The sequence below is a fragment of the Pseudonocardia sp. ICBG601 genome, from assembly GCF_020496245.1.
Window position 1 is genome coordinate 1 of sequence record NZ_JAHLJA010000102.1, and the last position, 14,778, is coordinate 14,778.

11 protein-coding genes and 7 pseudogenes are annotated in these 14,778 nt (G+C 74.4%); 8 read left to right on the forward strand and 10 right to left on the reverse strand.

Annotated elements, in window-relative coordinates:
- Nucleotides 1-144: 144 nt before the first annotated feature.
- On the reverse strand, nt 145-285 hold the full coding sequence (locus KPL57_RS70235) for a hypothetical protein (protein WP_308253006.1): 141 nt from the start codon (nt 283-285) through the stop codon (nt 145-147).
- A 249-nt stretch (nt 286-534) separates the two neighbouring features.
- Here KPL57_RS70235 and KPL57_RS25820 point away from each other — a divergent pair, with 249 nt between their 5' ends.
- The 3 genes from KPL57_RS25820 to KPL57_RS25830 all read left to right on the forward strand — a co-directional run bounded on the left by KPL57_RS25820 (nt 535) and on the right by KPL57_RS25830 (nt 1,807).
- On the forward strand, nt 535-747 hold the full coding sequence (locus KPL57_RS25820; RefSeq protein ID WP_020623051.1) for a helix-turn-helix domain-containing protein: 213 nt from the start codon (nt 535-537) through the stop codon (nt 745-747).
- 14 nt (nt 748-761) lie between these two features.
- Nucleotides 762-1,514: a methyltransferase domain-containing protein gene (locus KPL57_RS25825; protein WP_226353506.1), complete on the forward strand. Its 753-nt coding sequence runs from the start codon at nt 762-764 to the stop codon at nt 1,512-1,514.
- Between the two features lie 95 nt (nt 1,515-1,609).
- A complete protein-coding gene (locus tag KPL57_RS25830; protein WP_145981270.1) occupies nt 1,610-1,807 on the forward strand; it encodes a hypothetical protein in 198 nt (65 codons plus the stop codon).
- A gap of 4 nt (nt 1,808-1,811) precedes the next feature.
- On the opposite strand, the gene KPL57_RS25835 is transcribed toward KPL57_RS25830, so the two are convergent.
- Complete coding sequence (locus tag KPL57_RS25835; protein ID WP_226353507.1) at nt 1,812-2,282, reverse strand: NUDIX domain-containing protein; 471 nt, start codon at nt 2,280-2,282, stop codon at nt 1,812-1,814.
- 76 nt (nt 2,283-2,358) lie between these two features.
- Between KPL57_RS25835 and KPL57_RS25840 the strand changes: the two are divergent.
- Nucleotides 2,359-3,039, forward strand: a pseudogene (locus KPL57_RS25840) (alpha/beta fold hydrolase); the annotation flags it as partial.
- A 56-nt stretch (nt 3,040-3,095) separates the two neighbouring features.
- Nucleotides 3,096-3,359, forward strand: a complete 264-nt coding sequence (locus KPL57_RS72710; protein ID WP_374203788.1) for an alpha/beta fold hydrolase — start codon at nt 3,096-3,098, stop codon at nt 3,357-3,359.
- A 12-nt stretch (nt 3,360-3,371) separates the two neighbouring features.
- On the opposite strand, the gene KPL57_RS25845 is transcribed toward KPL57_RS72710, so the two are convergent.
- The 3 genes and pseudogenes from KPL57_RS25845 to nrdR form a co-directional block, all read right to left on the reverse strand.
- Nucleotides 3,372-4,013: a hypothetical protein gene (locus KPL57_RS25845; protein ID WP_226353508.1), complete on the reverse strand. Its 642-nt coding sequence runs from the start codon at nt 4,011-4,013 to the stop codon at nt 3,372-3,374.
- 108 nt (nt 4,014-4,121) lie between these two features.
- Nucleotides 4,122-6,992 carry a vitamin B12-dependent ribonucleotide reductase gene (locus tag KPL57_RS25850; RefSeq protein WP_226353509.1) on the reverse strand — a complete coding sequence of 957 codons (2,871 nt, stop codon included), beginning with the start codon at nt 6,990-6,992 and terminating at the stop codon, nt 4,122-4,124.
- Nucleotides 6,993-7,135: 143 nt separating this feature from the next.
- Nucleotides 7,136-7,631: pseudogene (nrdR, locus tag KPL57_RS25855) on the reverse strand (transcriptional regulator NrdR).
- Nucleotides 7,632-9,658: 2,027 nt separating this feature from the next.
- Between nrdR and KPL57_RS72715 the strand changes: the two are divergent.
- The 3 genes and pseudogenes from KPL57_RS72715 to lexA form a co-directional block, all read left to right on the forward strand.
- Nucleotides 9,659-9,883, forward strand: a pseudogene (locus KPL57_RS72715) (hypothetical protein); the annotation flags it as partial.
- Complete coding sequence (locus KPL57_RS72720; protein WP_374203787.1) at nt 9,814-10,137, forward strand: hypothetical protein; 324 nt, start codon at nt 9,814-9,816, stop codon at nt 10,135-10,137. The pseudogene KPL57_RS72715 and the gene KPL57_RS72720, both read left to right, overlap by 70 nt.
- Nucleotides 10,040-10,418 (forward strand): annotated as a pseudogene (gene lexA, locus KPL57_RS72725) (transcriptional repressor LexA); the annotation flags it as partial. The gene KPL57_RS72720 and the pseudogene lexA, both read left to right, overlap by 98 nt.
- A gap of 1,158 nt (nt 10,419-11,576) precedes the next feature.
- Here the strand turns inward: lexA and hflX are convergent.
- The 5 genes and pseudogenes from hflX to KPL57_RS67280 all read right to left on the reverse strand — a co-directional run.
- Nucleotides 11,577-13,064, reverse strand: a pseudogene (gene hflX, locus KPL57_RS25875) (GTPase HflX).
- Between the two features lie 55 nt (nt 13,065-13,119).
- A pseudogene (gene dapF / locus KPL57_RS25880) lies at nt 13,120-13,986 on the reverse strand (diaminopimelate epimerase).
- 9 nt (nt 13,987-13,995) lie between these two features.
- Nucleotides 13,996-14,184 carry a hypothetical protein gene (locus KPL57_RS67270; protein WP_308253007.1) on the reverse strand — a complete coding sequence of 63 codons (189 nt, stop codon included), beginning with the start codon at nt 14,182-14,184 and terminating at the stop codon, nt 13,996-13,998.
- The gene (locus tag KPL57_RS67275; protein ID WP_308253008.1) at nt 14,181-14,627 is read right to left on the reverse strand and encodes a tRNA dimethylallyltransferase; all 447 of its coding nucleotides are present in this window, start codon (nt 14,625-14,627) and stop codon (nt 14,181-14,183) included. The genes KPL57_RS67270 and KPL57_RS67275 overlap by 4 nt, the downstream gene beginning before the upstream one ends.
- A 95-nt stretch (nt 14,628-14,722) precedes the next feature.
- Nucleotides 14,723-14,778 (reverse strand): annotated as a pseudogene (locus tag KPL57_RS67280) (hypothetical protein); the annotation flags it as partial.

The window sequence follows — 14,778 nt, forward strand, 5'->3', positions numbered from 1 at the left end:
GCGGCGCAGCACCGAGGCCAGCGTGTAGTGGTCGCGGTGGGCGTGGTGACCAGGAAGCGGCGGACGTCGCCGAAACCGAGCCCAGCGCCGCCAGCGCCTTGGCCCAGCAGGTCGCGGGCCTCGTCGATCGCCATCCGGAGTCGATCAGGGTCCAGCCGTGTCGTCGGCGAGTGCGTAGACGTTCACCGCCCGCAGCCCGTCCTGGGGCAGCGGCAGCGGGATCCGGTACACCCCCGGGGCGCTGCGGAACACGCCCGGCGCGGCCAGTCGCCGTCCGGGCGTCATCGGTCACGGGGTGGAAGCGGCGGTCACCGCCCGACGATAGATGACCGGATCCGGGGGCGCCGCACCCTCCTGCGGGGCACATCATCACCCCACGTGTCGGGCTGGACACCGACAGTCGACGTTTTCCGGACAGTCCACCCGAGGGTGGTACACGATCGCACCGGGAGGGTGGCCCGATCCGCGCTACCGTCCCTGCGTTCGGTGATCAGAGGTCGGCCTGGGGGCGGGTCGGCGAAGGAGGGACGCAGCATGGCGGCGGGGATCCCGGAGCAACGGTCCGGGCAGGACGCGCCGTTCCTCACCGTGGCAGAGGTGGCGGACCGGATGCGGGTCTCCCGGATGACGGTGTACCGGCTGGTGCACTCCGGGGAGCTCCCCGCGGTGCGGTTCGGGCGCTCGTTCCGAGTGCCACCGGAGTCGGTGGAGGCGCTGATCGAGTCGGCGCGCTACACCGGCGGTTGAGACAGGGAGCCGGAATGCTGCCGGTCGACGCCGCGAGCGCACCGAGGGTCGCGGACACCTACGACACCCCCGAGGCCCGGACCGAACGGGAACGGACCCTGGAGCTGCTGGGCCCGCGGGCCGGCGAGCAGATCCTGGTCGTCGGGACCGGACCGGGGCAGCTGCTCGACGACGTCGCCAGGGCCGTCGGCCCGGGTGCCACGGGGGTCGACCCGGACCCGGTGATGGTGACGCTGGCACGACGTCGGTGCGGCACCCGTGCCGTCGTCACCCAGCGCGCGCTGGCCGGTCCGGGTTCGCTGCCCGGCGGTCCGGACGACGCCGTGGCCTGCCTGCAGGTCCTGGAGTTCGTCGACGACCTTCCGGCCGCCGTCACCGAGCTGTACCGGGTCCTGCGCCCGGGTGGGCGGCTGCTCGTGCTGGACACGGACTGGACCTCGCTGCACTGGCCCGGGCCGGGACAGGACCGGCACCGCCGCATCCGCGACGCGTGGTGCAGCACGGTGCCGCGGTCGCGGCTGCCCTACGAGCTGGGCCCGCTGCTGCAGCGCGCCGGGTTCGACGGGGAGTGGACGCGACGGATGCCGATGCGCGGGCCGGCCTCCACCGGCTACGGCGCCGCGCTGCGGGAGATGGTCGCCGAGGCCGCGCCGGGCCGGTGCGGGCTCACCCGGGCCGAGGTCGACGCGTGGGCGTCGGGCGTCGCGTCCTGCGGCGACGAGCCGTTCTCGGTGGACCGCTGGTTCCTGGGCGCCGTCCGGCCCTGAACCGCGTGCGGACGGGGCGTGGCGCGCGGGGCGCCGGTCGGGCAGCATCTCGGGCCGTGGGCTCCCCGTCGTCGCAGACACCGATCACCGCGCGGGTGAGGATCGGGCAGCAGCCCGACTTCGTCCGGCTGTTCCAGACGCTCCCCCGGGCCGGGGAGTGGGTCAACTTCGCCCCACCCGGCCGGCGGCGCGACGACTACGAGGTCGACTGGGTGCTGCACTGGGCGATCGACCCCGACGACAGCGACAGCCCGGACGTCACCGTCGAGATCCAGCTCGTCGACCCGGAGTAGGGCGCTACCGGAAGCCGTGGCTGCGGACCGCGGCCACGTCGCCGTCGCGCAGGGCGTCGAGCACCGCGCGTTCGTGCGGGACCGTCTCGGCGGGCAGGTCGGCGAGCGCGAACCAGTCCAGGCCCGCGGTCTTCCCGTCCTCGGCGCGGCGTGGCTCGCCGGTCCAGCGACGGCAGGTGAAGAAGAAGTCGACGCGTTCGTCGACCGGGTCCCCGGTGCGCCCGGTGCGGTGCACGGCCGTGAGCGGGACCAGGTCGGCGGGGTCGACGGTGACGCCGAGCTCCTCCCGGGCCTCGCGCACCGCGGCTGCGACCGCGTCCTCGCCGGCCTCGACGTGCCCGGCCGCGGCGGCGGCCCAGTGACCGTCCATGAACCCGGTGCCGGCACGCAGCTGGAGCAGCACCTCGGTGCGCTCACCGGTGCCGCGCAGCAGCAGGACGTAGGACGCCGGGACGACCCGGTAGCGCTTGCTCACGCCGCCGACCCTAGGTGCCGTGGCGCCGTTCGCCGACGGCAACACCGGGGTAACGCGGCGGTCCTACCGTCGTCCGATGGCGGCCCCCACCTCGCGCCCGGCACCGGTCGGCGACCGGCTCGGCGTCGTGCCGCCGCGGGACTCGGAGCTGCGGTTCCGCACCGTGCACGGCTACCGGCGGGCGTTCCGGGTGGCCGGGTCCGGGCCGGCGGTGGTGCTCGTGCACGGCATCGGGGACAGCTCGGCGACGTGGGAGGCGGTGTTCCCCGCGCTGGCCCGGCGGCACCTGGTGATCGCCCCCGACCTGCTGGGGCACGGGCACTCGGACAAGCCGCGCGCGGACTACTCGGTCGCCGCCTACGCCAACGGCGTGCGGGACCTCCTCGGCGTCCTCGGTGTCCCGCGCGCGACGCTGGTGGGGCACTCGCTGGGCGGTGGCGTCGCGATGCAGTTCGCCTACCAGTACCCCGACCGGACCGAGCGCCTCGTGCTGGTCGGCACCGGCGGGGCGGGCCCGGACGTGACGCCGCTGCTGCGCGCGGTCAGCCTGCCCGGTGCGCAGGCGGTGCTGGCTGCCTCGCAGCTGCCGCCGTTGCGGTGGCAGATCGGGTGGGCCCTCGACGCGCTGCGGCTGGTCGGCGCCGACCTCGGTCGTGACGCCGCCGACCTGCTCCGGCTGGTCGACGCGCTGCCCGACGCGACGTCGCGGGCGGCGTTCATCCGGACGCTGCGGGCCGTCGTCGACTGGCGCGGGCAGGTCGTGACCATGCTGGACCGCTGCTACCTGACCCGCGGGATGCCGACGATGCTGGTGTGGGGCGCCCGGACGCGGTGGTGCCGCTCGCGCACGCCCACACCGCGCACGCGGCGATGCCGGGCAGCCGGCTGGAGGTGTTCGACGACGCCGGGCACTTCCCGCACCACAGCGACCCGGCACGGTTCGTGGGGGTGCTGGAGGAGTTCCTCGACTCCACCGACCCGGCACGGTGGAGCCCCGAGCAGTGGCGTCAGCTGCTGCGCTGCCCTCCCCCGCCCGCCGGTGCCGGGGCGCGGCCGGGTCCGGTGTCGGCGACCTGACCCGGGCCGGCGTCAGAGGACGACGCCGAGCCAGCTGCCGGCGCAGCCGTGGCAGGCGCCGTGCACCGTCGCGGCCCGGTGCACCGGGCGCAGGCAGATCACGCAGTGGGTGAGCCGGCGCCGGGCCCGGCGCAGCAGCCCGTCACGCACCTGGCGGACGGCGAGCCCGGCGTCGCCGTCCGGGTCGTCGCAGCCGGGCAGGACCGGCACCTCGACGGCGTCGGCCGGGTCGAGCACCGGGAGGTGGCCGTCCCAGCGGGGCTCCGGTCGGGCGAGCAGCACCGGCCCCGACGGGTCGAACCCGAGCATCAGCTGCGGCGGCTCCCCCGCGACGAACCAGGCCACCGGGTCCGGCTCCGCGCCGGGTGGGAGGAGCCCCGCCGAACGCAGGTCCGCATCGGTCCAGCCGCCGCGTCGCAGGTCGGCCGGGGTGAGCCCGAAGTGCCGCAGCCCGTCGGTCGGCAGGTCGAGCTCACGCAGCTCCGCCGGGGACGGGACGCCCACGTAGACGGTGCCGCGCTCCCCCGGCCGCTCGGCGACGGGCGCGGTGTCGTGGCCGTCCGCGACGCGCCACGGGGCGGCGACGAGCACGGCGAGCACCCGCGCGTCGACGCGCAGGCGCCCGGCCACCTCCGCGGTGCGGTCCTCGGTCACCCGGTCTCCGATCCCTGCACCGACGATCCCTGCACCGACGATCCTGCACCGCCACGCGCGCCGGGGCGGCCCCGATGTCGGAGCCGCCCCGGTGTGGTGCGGTGTCGCTCAGCTGCAGCCGCTGGTGGAGCCGCAACCCTCGCAGAGGTAGCAGGACCCGGCGGGGCGCATCTTCGTCCCGCAGGTCATGCACAGCGGGGCGTCGGCGGCCTTGCCCAGCCGCAGCTCGAGCAGCTCGGTGGAGCTGCCGACCTCGACCGGCGCGGGCTCGGCACCGGCCTCCTTGCGCTCCTCGATCGTCGGCACCGAGGAACGGAACTCCTCGATGTCGAGCTTCTCGCCGGTGCCGTAGTCGTTCTCGACCTGGGCGGACCGCTCGTCGGAGGAGAAGATGCCCAGCTGGGCGCGCTTCTCGTACGGCAGGTGGTCCAGCGCCAGGCGGCGGAACAGGTAGTCCAGCACCGAGGTCGCGATCCGCACGTCCGGGTCATCGGTCATCCCGGCCGGCTCGAAGCGCAGGTTGGAGAACTTCGAGACGTAGAACTCCAGCGGGATGCCGTACTGCAGACCCACCGAGATCGACATCGAGAAGGCGTCCATCACACCGGCCAGGGTCGAGCCCTGCTTGCCGAGCTTGACGAAGATCTCGCCGAGGCCGTCGTCGGGGTAGCTGCCGGCGGTGAGGTAGCCCTCGGCGCCGCCGACGGTGAACGACACGGTCTCGCTGGGCCGCTTCTTGGGCAGCCGCTTGCGGACCGGCCGCTGCTCGACGACCGTGACCTTCTCGGCCTCCGCGGTGTCACCGCCGGCCTTCTTGTCGCCGCCCTTGCCCGCGGACAGCGGCTGGCCGACCTTGCAGTTGTCGCGGTAGATCGCCAGGGCCTTGAGGCCGAGGCGCCACCCCTCGAGGTAGATCCGCTCGACGTCCTCGACGGTCGCCCGCTCGGGCATGTTGACCGTCTTGGAGATGGCGCCGGACAGGAACGGCTGCGCGGCGGCCATCATGCGGACGTGGCCCATCGGGGCGATCGTCCGGTCGCCCATGGCACAGTCGAACACCTCGTAGTGCTCGGGCTTCATGCCCGGGGCGTCGACGACGTGGCCGTGCTCGGCGACGTACTCGACGATCGCCTCGGCCTGCTCGGCCTGGTAGCCGAGGTTGTCCAGGGCCCGGCGCACCGACTGGTTGACGATCTGCATGGAGCCGCCGCCGACCAGCTTCTTGAACTTGACCAGCGCCAGGTCCGGCTCGATGCCGGTCGTGTCGCAGTCCATCATCAGGCCGATCGTGCCGGTCGGGGCCAGCACCGACGCCTGCGCGTTGCGCCAGCCGTTGACCTCACCGATGTCCTGGCACTGCTTCCAGACCTGGGTGGCGAGCTTCTGCACCGGGGTGCTGGAGGCGAAGGTGCGGATGCGGTCGTTCTCCGCGGCGTGCTTGCGGATGACCCGCTGGTGGGCCTCGGCGTTGCGGGCGTAGCCCTCGTACGGGCCGACGACACCGGCGAGCTCGGCGGAGCGCTTGTACGCGGCACCGGTCATCAGCGAGGTGATGGACCCGGCGAGCGCGCGGCCACCCTCGGAGTCGTACGCGTGGCCGGTCGCCATGAGCAGCGCGCCGAGGTTGGCGTAGCCGATGCCCAGCTGCCGGAACTTGCGGGTGGTGTCGGCGATCGGCTCGGTCGGGAAGTCCGCGAAGCAGATCGAGATGTCCATCGCGGTGATGATCAGCTCGACGGCCTTGGCGAAGGTCTCGGCGTCGAACCGGTCGCCGGAGTCGAGGAACTTCAGCAGGTTCAGCGACGCCAGGTTGCAGCTGGAGTTGTCCAGGTGCATGTACTCCGAGCACGGGTTCGACGCGCTGATGCGGCCGGACTCCGGGGTGGTGTGCCAGTCGTTGATCGTGCCGTCGTACTGGATGCCCGGGTCGGCGCAGTTCCAGGCCGCCTCGGCGATGCCGCGGAAGAGCTTGCGGGCGTCGACGCGCTCGATGACCTCACCGGTCATCCGGGCACGCAGACCGAAGTCGGTGCCCTCCTCGACCGCGCGCATGAACTCGTCGGTGACGCGGACGGAGTTGTTGGCGTTCTGGTACTGCACCGAGGTGATGTCGGAGCCGCCCAGGTCCATGTCGAAGCCGGCGTCGCGCAGGACGCGGACCTTGGCCTCCTCCTTGGCCTTGGTCTCGACGAACTCCTCGATGTCGGGGTGGTCGACGTCGAGGACGACCATCTTCGCCGCGCGCCGCGTGGCGCCGCCGGACTTGATGGTGCCCGCGGAGGCGTCGGCACCGCGCATGAACGAGACCGGGCCCGAGGCGGTGCCGCCCGAGGACAGCAGCTCCTTCGACGACCGGATGCGCGAGAGGTTCAGGCCGGCGCCGGAGCCGCCCTTGAAGATCAGGCCCTCCTCGCGGTACCAGTTCAGGATCGACTCCATGGTGTCGTCGACCGAGAGGATGAAGCAGGCGCTGACCTGCTGCGGGCTGGCGGTGCCGACGTTGAACCACACCGGCGAGTTGAAGCTGAACACCTGGTGGATCAGCATCCAGGTCAGCTCGTGGTCGAAGATCTCGGCGTCGCCCTCGGTGGCGAAGTAGCCGTGCTCGAGACCGGCCCGCTTGTAGGTGCCGACGACCCGCTCGACGAGCTGCTTCAGGCTCGACTCACGGGTGTCCGAGCCCACCGCGCCGCGGAAGTACTTGCTGGTGACGATGTTGGTGGCGTTGACCGACCAGCTGCGCGGGAACTCGACGCCGCGCTGCTCGAAGTTGACCGTGCCGTCGCGCCAGTTGGTCATGACGACGTCGCGGCGCTCCCACTCCACCTCCTCGTAGGGGTGGACCCCTTCGGTGGTGAAGACACGCTGGACGGTCAGGCCGGGCGCGCGCTTGGCGCCGGTCTTCCCGCGGCTGCGCGCCGGCTTGGTAGCCGCGCTCTCACCGGTGTCTGTCGTCGGGCCCCCGACGGTCTCGGTCATGCATGCCTCCGCACTTGTCACCGTGTACCACCCCCGCGCGCTGGGGTGCGCGGACGGTCTTCCCCTCCGGTACGACCTGCGACGACGGCCGGTACCGGTCGCCCCCTCGCGGGGTGCGCGCCGGACCCGTGCCGCCGAGCGGCTCACCCCGTCCCGGTTGTGGCCGGCTCGTCGTCGGCTGCTTCCCCGGCAGCCGCCGAACGCAGGTCGGCGATCTCCTTCTCGAAGTCCTCGATGGAGGAGAAGGAGCGATAGACGCTCGCAAATCTCAGGTACGCGACCTCGTCGAGCTCACGCAGCGGCCCGAGGATCGCCAGTCCGACCTCGTGGCTGGGAAGCTCCGCCGCCCCGCGTGCCCGCACGGTCTCCTCGACCCGGTGGGCGAGCTGCTGCAGGTCGTCCTCGTCGACCGGCCGGCCCTGACCCGCCCGCCGAACCCCGCTGACGACCTTCTGTCGGCTGAAGGGCTCGGTCACCCCGCTGCGCTTGACGACGGCGAGCACGGCCTCCTCGACCGTGGTGAACCGTCGTCCGCACGAGGTGCAGGACCGGCGCCGACGGGTGCAGGTCCCGTCGTCGGCCGTCCGTGATTGAGTCGATCACGCGGGAGTCCGGGTGCCGGCAGAACGGGCAGCGCATGGACGCTCACACCCTCTCCCGTAACGTTCCGGAAACTCTCCGCAGCAATCCATCCCCCAACCAGTGGCGGAACAACGTCAATGTAACCCCTACATCTAGGGTCCGCCATCCGGGGCCCACGCCCCGCGCCGAGCTTCGCCCGATCGGGATCCGAGCCTTGCACACCACGTTCCGCGACCGGCTCGTCGCCGACGATCATGGAGGGGGATATCGGCGCTGGGTGGCGCCGAGGAACGTCACGCCCGGCGCGCCGTCCGTCGCGCCGCGGGGACCGCGACCGGCGGCCAACCGATGCGGGACACGCCCTGGCGACGCGCCCGGCGGCACGCCGCCGACGATCCGGCGACATCCCGGCGACCGCCGCCCGACATCCGCGTGCCGGCCCGGCGCATGTCGTCACCCGATGCGACGCCGACACGGCGCCGGATCGCTCCACACCGTCACCGCACCGCCACCGCCGTGACCACGGTCGCCGCGCCGGCACCGCCCACGGCACGCCCGACCGGCTCCGCCCCGGGAGCCCGACACGTCGGCACCGCACCACTGCACACCCCGGGCCGGACACGCCGGCACCACTCCGCGCCACGGGCCCGGCCCACCGGGACCGCACCGCGGCCCTGATACTCCTCAGCGCACGGCACCGACCGACGGCACGGCGGCCGCGGGGGCGTTCCAGCCCGCCGCCGCGTCGCCCAGCAGGCCGAGCGCCACCACCGCGGTCGTGGCGCACAGCAGCACCGCGACCCCGTCAGGACCGCTCCAGGCGCCCGCGGACCCGACTGCGGGCCGGGCGGGGGCGGGCCGGGACCAGGCAACGCCGGTCCAGCGGACGGACCGTGCGCGGCGCCGGCACGGCCACCGACCGCGGACCGGACGGCGCCGCGACCCGTGCGGGCCGCTCCAGGGTCGCCGTGGAGCCCGGCGCCGAGGTGTTGCAGCGGGGCGTCCGGACCGCGACGTTTCGACCACCGTGACGCCACGCGGGACCGCCGGACCGACCGGCCGGTGCCGTGGTCCGGGCCGCACGCCCGTGAGCTGCCGGACCGGGCGCCGTCGGACCGGACGTCGGAACACCGGGCGCCGTGACACCAGGCGCCGGAACACCGGATGCCGGGACACCGGATGCCGAGACCCCCGGCGCCGGTGGCACGCCGGGAACGGGCGGCGGGGTGCCGTGCGACCGACTCGGTCAGTGCGCGCTCCCGTGCACCGTGGGCGGCCCACCGGTGCGCGGCGCGCGCGACGGCCGACGAGCCGGCACCGGCCGGACCGGCCACACCCTCCGCGGCCCGCACCCGCTCCCGGGCGGCGCGCCGGGCGCGCGAGGTGGGGGTGCCGGGCGCGGGGGCCCGGTCAGGCAGCCGACCGCGCCGTGGTCGCGGATCCGCTCGTCGAGCTCTCGCATGGTTCCTCCTGCCGTCGGACCGCCCGTCCCCCGGGCGGTCTCGTCTCCCCCGCTCCCGACCGGCCCTCCCCGAGCCCGGTCGAACGGGCGTACGAGCGGTGTAGCACCCGACACCGACAACAACCACGTCTCCGCAGGTCACCGCCCGTGCCGGGGACGCTCTCAGCGTGGCGCGCCGACCGCGGCGCACGGCCGGGCCGTGGGCGGCGACGTCGGCGACCACCCCGAGCGCGACGACCGCGGCCGCCGAGGCCAGCAGGACACCCACCGCCGCCACCACGCGGCGCACGGGACCCGACGTCGGTACGGGCCGCACCACGCCGGCCGCGGTGCCGACCGGCCCGTCCGATGACCGTCATGCCCCGATGACCGCTGCGTCCACGATCGCCACCCCCACTGCCGTTCCCGCTGCCGGTCGCCCGCGCGGCCGGACGGCGACGCGGACGGCATCCGATCGGACCAGAACGATCGAACTGGTGTTCGATCGAACGCCTGTGCGATGTTCTACCACCACGGCCCGGCGGAATCCACGACACGCCCCGGGCGACTTCGAACGCATGTTTGCGAACGGGCCCGCGACGGCTAGGGTCGTCGCCGTAAGTACCCCGAGGAGGCGAATGCGATGGCAGCGGACGACACCGGACACGGTGGTCCCGGCGTGACCGGCACCGCCGCGGACCGGGGATCCGCGACGGTCCGGGAGTTCCCCGACCCCGCGACCGACACCCGCGGCCTGACCCCGCGGCAGAAGAAGGTCCTGGCCGTCATCCGGGACTGGTGGACCGGTACGGCTACCCGCCCAGCGTCCGCGAGATCGGTGACGCGGTGGGCCTCACGTCCACCTCGTCGGTGCACACACCAGCTCCGGACCCTGGAGCGCAAGGGCTTCCTCCGGCGCGACCCGAACCCGCACCCGCGCGTCGATGTCCGCAGCCCGGAGCAGATCGCCGGCACCGACGGGTCGGACTCCGACGCCGACACCGCCGAGCTGCGTTCCGCGCGGCCGGCGCCGGCGTTCGTGCCGCTCATCGGCGACATCGCCGCCGGTGGCCCGATCCTGGCCGAGCAGGCCGTGCAGGACGTGTTCCCGCTGCCGCGTGAGATCGTCGGCGAGGGCACGCTGTTCCTGCTCAACGTCAAGGGTGAACTCGATGGTCGACGCCGCGATCACCGACGGCGACTGGGTCGTCGTGCGTCAGCAGCCGGTGGCCGAGCAGGGCGAGATCGTGGCCGCGATGATCGACGGCGAGGCGACGGTGAAGACGTTCCGCCGCAAGGACGGGCACATCTGGCTGATGCCGGCGAACGACGCCTACGACCCGATCCCGGGTGACGACGCGTCGATCCTCGGCCGCGTCGTGGCGGTCCTGCGCCGCCTCTGACCTCCTCGGCGGCGCCCGGTTCCCGCGGTCAGCTGGACCGGCGGCGCCGTCCGTGCAGGGACATCGCGACGGGCAACCGTCACCAGCAGCAACCGCGAGCACCGCGGCCCCCGCCCGCGGCGGGCAGCCACGACGGGTATACGTGCGGTACTCCGCACCACCTCGGCGGGCTGGGCCACGACCGGTGCCTGCGGGCGGTCGCCGCGGGCACCGCGCCCGGGACGACGGTGATCGCCGCCGCGGTCGGGCCCCGCGGCCTCGCTGCCGGAGTGCAGTGCACCCCGGCCGTCCGGGGCGATCGCCTCGCCCTGGGCCTCGTCCGGCAACGGCACCGGCAGTGGTGCCCCGCCCAGCGCCGCGACCAGCACGTCCGGCCGTCGCCGGTCCGCCGACGGGCAGCGGGAACACCCAGGCGTCGGTGTAGGTCCGCAGCACGGCGGCGCGTCCGCCGTCGGCCCGGTCGGTGAGACCCCGCCGCCGGTGATCGTGCGGGACCGGCGGCCCGAGCGGCCCGCCGCCGGTGCCCGACCAGGGCAGCACGACCTGTGCCACCCGGCGCAGCGGGACCGGGCCCCCGCCGTCGCGCAGCGGCGTCGGGTCGGTACACCCCGGCGGCCCCGGTGGTCTTGTCGACCAGCAGGGCACGCCGTCGTCGCCGACCAGCAGCGCCTCGACGTCGCGCGGACCGTCCGGATAGTCCAGGTCGTACACGCGTGGCGGCCCGGCCGGGGGCAGCACGACGAGCCGGACCGAGCCACGCTGTGCCCCGTTGTCACCGGTGTCGGCGAGCCAGAGATCCCCGCCCGGCCCGAGCCCGAGGTCCTCGACGTCGGTGACCGGGACGTCGGCCTGCCGGGTTCCGGTGACCGCGCAGCCGGACGGGTCCAGGGTGAACGTCCGCGCGGTCCCCCCGCCGTCGACGATCGCGTGGTACCGCTGCGGGGCTCCGCCGGCGGGCCCTCGGCGACCAGCCCGGACAGCTCCGCCAGCCGCGGGTCGTCGACGGTGCAGACCGGGTGCGCCCCGGGCGGCGGCGCGGCCGCACCCGTGAGCGCACCGGTCAGGCAGAGGACAGTGCTCAGGCAGACGACAATGGTCAGGCGGCGGGCCACGACCCCCGGACGCGGTGGCCACCCGGCCGCCCACCCGGTCGCCCACTCAGTGGCCCGCTGCCGTCGCCGGCAGGTCGGCGCCGGTCCCGGTCGGGACGGCAGAGCCCGCCACCGCGAACGGCAGCACCGCGGTGCCCAGCTCCGGCTTCACCCGCGCCCGGATCCGGGTGCCGTCGGCGGTGTGGGACTCGGCGAGGATCTCGCCGTCGTCGTGCAGCCGCGCGACCAGCGCACCCTCGGTGTAGGGCAGCAGGAGGTCGACCTCGTAGTCCGGGCGCGGCAGGCGCTCGGCGATGTGCTCGCGGAGCGGTCGATCCCGGTGCCGCTGTGTGCCGAGACGAACACGGCGTCCGGCTGGGCGTGCCGCAGCCGGGCCAGCGCGAGGTCACCGGCCGCGTCGATCTTGTTGATCACGAGCAGCTCGGGGGGCATCGTGTCGCCCGCGGCCTCCCCACCTCGACGAGCACCTGACGGACCGCGGCGATCTGGTCGTCGGGCAGCGGGTCGGACCCGTCGACGACGTGCACCAGCAGGTCGGCCCGGGCGGCCTCCTCCAGCGTGGAGCGGAACGCCTCGACGAGCTGGTGCGGCAGGTGCCGCACGAACCCGACGGTGTCGGTGAGGGTGTAGTCGTGCCCGTCGGGCGTCTGCGCCTTGCGGGTGGTCGGGTCCAGCGTCGCGAACAGCGCGTCCTGCACCAGCACCCCGGCGTCGGTGAGCTGGTTGAGCAGGCTCGACTTGCCCGCGTTGGTGTAGCCGACGATCGCGACCGAGGGGATCTCGTTGCGGCGACGGCTGCCGCGCTGGGTCTCGCGGACCTGGCGCATCGCACCGATCTCGCGGCGCAGCTTCGACATGCGCGCGCGGATCGGCGCCGGTCCAGCTCGATCTTCGTCTCACCGGGGCCACGGCCACCGATACCGACACCGCCCGCGGCGCGGCCACCGACCTGCCGGGACAGCGCCTCACCCCAGCCGCGCAGCCGCGGCAGCAGGTAGGACAGCTGCGCGAGCTCGACCTGGGCCTTGCCGTCCCGGGAACGGGCGTGCTGGGCGAAGATGTCGAGGATCAGCGCGGTCCGGTCGATGACCTTGACCTTGAGCCGCTCCTCCAGCTGACGGAGCTGGCCGGGCGAGAGCTCGCCGTCGCAGATCACGGTGTCGGCGCCGGTGGCGCGGACGGTCCCGAGCAGCTCCTCGACCTTGCCGGAGCCGATGAACGTGGCCGGGTCCGGGCTGGAGCGGCGCTGGACGAGGCCGTCCATCACCTCGGAACCGGCGGTCTCGGCGAGGCGGGCCAGCTCGGTCATCGAGTTCTCGGCCTGCTCGGCCGTGCCCTCGGTCCAGACGCCGACGAGCACGACCCGCTCCAGCTGGAGCTTGCGGTACTCGACCTCGGTGATGTCGGTGAGCTCGGTGGACAGCCCGTGGATCCGGCGCAGCGACGTGCGCTCCTCCAGGTCGAGCTCGCCACCCGTCGGAACCGGGTTCGACGTGGAGGGGGTCACGGAGGGGTGCGTGTGGGCATCAGTCATCTTGCCCCCATCCTCCCACGTCGCGGGGCTCGTGTCCGCCCCGATTCGCGGATGCTCAGGCGGGAGCGTCCCACCACGCACGGTCCAGCTCGCCGGACGCGAGCAGCACCGCGGGGCCGTGCAGCGTCGTGGGCCCGGTCCGCTCGTCGGTGCCGGCCTCCACCGTCACCCGCAGCAACCCGCCCGGAACGGTGACCTGCACGTCCCCGGCGGTGTGCCCGGCGTGCCGCAGCGCGGCGACGGCGGCCGCGACGGTCCCGGTGCCGCAGGAGCGGGTCTCCCCCACACCGCGTTCGTGCACCCGCATCCGGATGCGGCCGCCGTCGGCGGGGCCGTCCAGTGGGGTCAGGAACTCGACGTTCACCCCGTTCGGGAACAGCGCCGGGTCGTAGGAGGGCGCGCGGGTCAGGTCGAGGGTGTCCGGGTCGGCCGCGGTGACGCAGGCCAGGTGCGGGTTCCCGACGTCGAGGGCGATGCCGTCGAAGCGCGCGTCGCCGCTGGTGGCGACCGACGCCGGGCCGACGCCGACCGTCCCGAGCCCGACCGAGACCCCGTCCGGCCCGACGCGGTGTCGAGCACCCGTTGCGGGTGCCGACCGGGCCACCCGTGGCCCAGCCGCGCTCGTGCAGGTAGCGGGCGAACACACGCAAGCCGTTGCCGCACATCTCGGCGAGCGAGCCGTCGGCGTTGCGGTAGTCCATGAACCACTCGACGCCGTCGACGGGCTCCCCGACGCCGGGCTCACCGGCGAGCTTCGCCCAGCGCACGACCCGCAGCACCCCGTCCGCGCCGAGGCCGCGGCGGCGGTCGCACACCGCGGCGACCCGGCCGGGGTGAGGTCGAGCGCGGCGTCCGGGTCGGGCAGCACCACGAAGTCGTTCTGCGTGCCGTGCCCCTTGCTGAACGCGATGCCGCCGGTCATGCCACCAGCCTACGAGCGAGCACCGCACGCGCCGAGGCCACCAGGTCCGGGTCGGCGCCGTCGAGCCAGTGGATGCGGCCGGTCCCGGCGGAACCAGGAGCGCTGGCGGCGCACGAACCGCCGGGTCGCGCGGACCGTCTCCTCCCGGACGACGGCGAGGTCGGGGTGGTCGGGGTCGCGGTCGAGGGCCTCGATCACCTGCCGGTAGCCCAGCGCGCGGGACGCGGTGCGGCCGTGGGCGAGCCCGCGCGGGGAGCAGCGCGCGGGGTCTCGTCGACCAGGCCGTCGTCGAGCATCCGGTCCACCCGCAGCGCGACCCGCTCGTCGAGCTCGGCGACGTCGCGGTCCACGCCGAGCAGCACGGCGTCGTAGCGGGGGGTGCCGGCGCCGGGCAGGGTCGCGCGGAACGGCCTGCCGGTCAGTGCGATCACCTCCAGCGCGCGGACGATCCGCCGCCGTTCGAGGGCAGCACCTGCTCGGCGGCGACCGGGTCGGCCGCGGCGAGGCGGCGCGTGCAGCGCGCCGGACCCGTCACGTTCCAGCTCGGCCTCCAGCGCGGCGCGCAGCTCCGGGTCGGTGCCGGGGAACTCCAGCTCGTCGAGCACGGCCTGCACGTAGAGCCCCGAGCCGCCGACCAGCACCGGGGTGCGCCCGGCGGCGCGCAGCTCCTCGATGACCGCGCGGGCCCCCGCTGGTAGGCCGCGACCGAGGCGGTCTCGGTGACGTCGAGGACGTCCAGCTGGTGGTGGACGACGCCGCGCCGCTCGTGCGGGGCGAGCTTCGCGGTGCCGA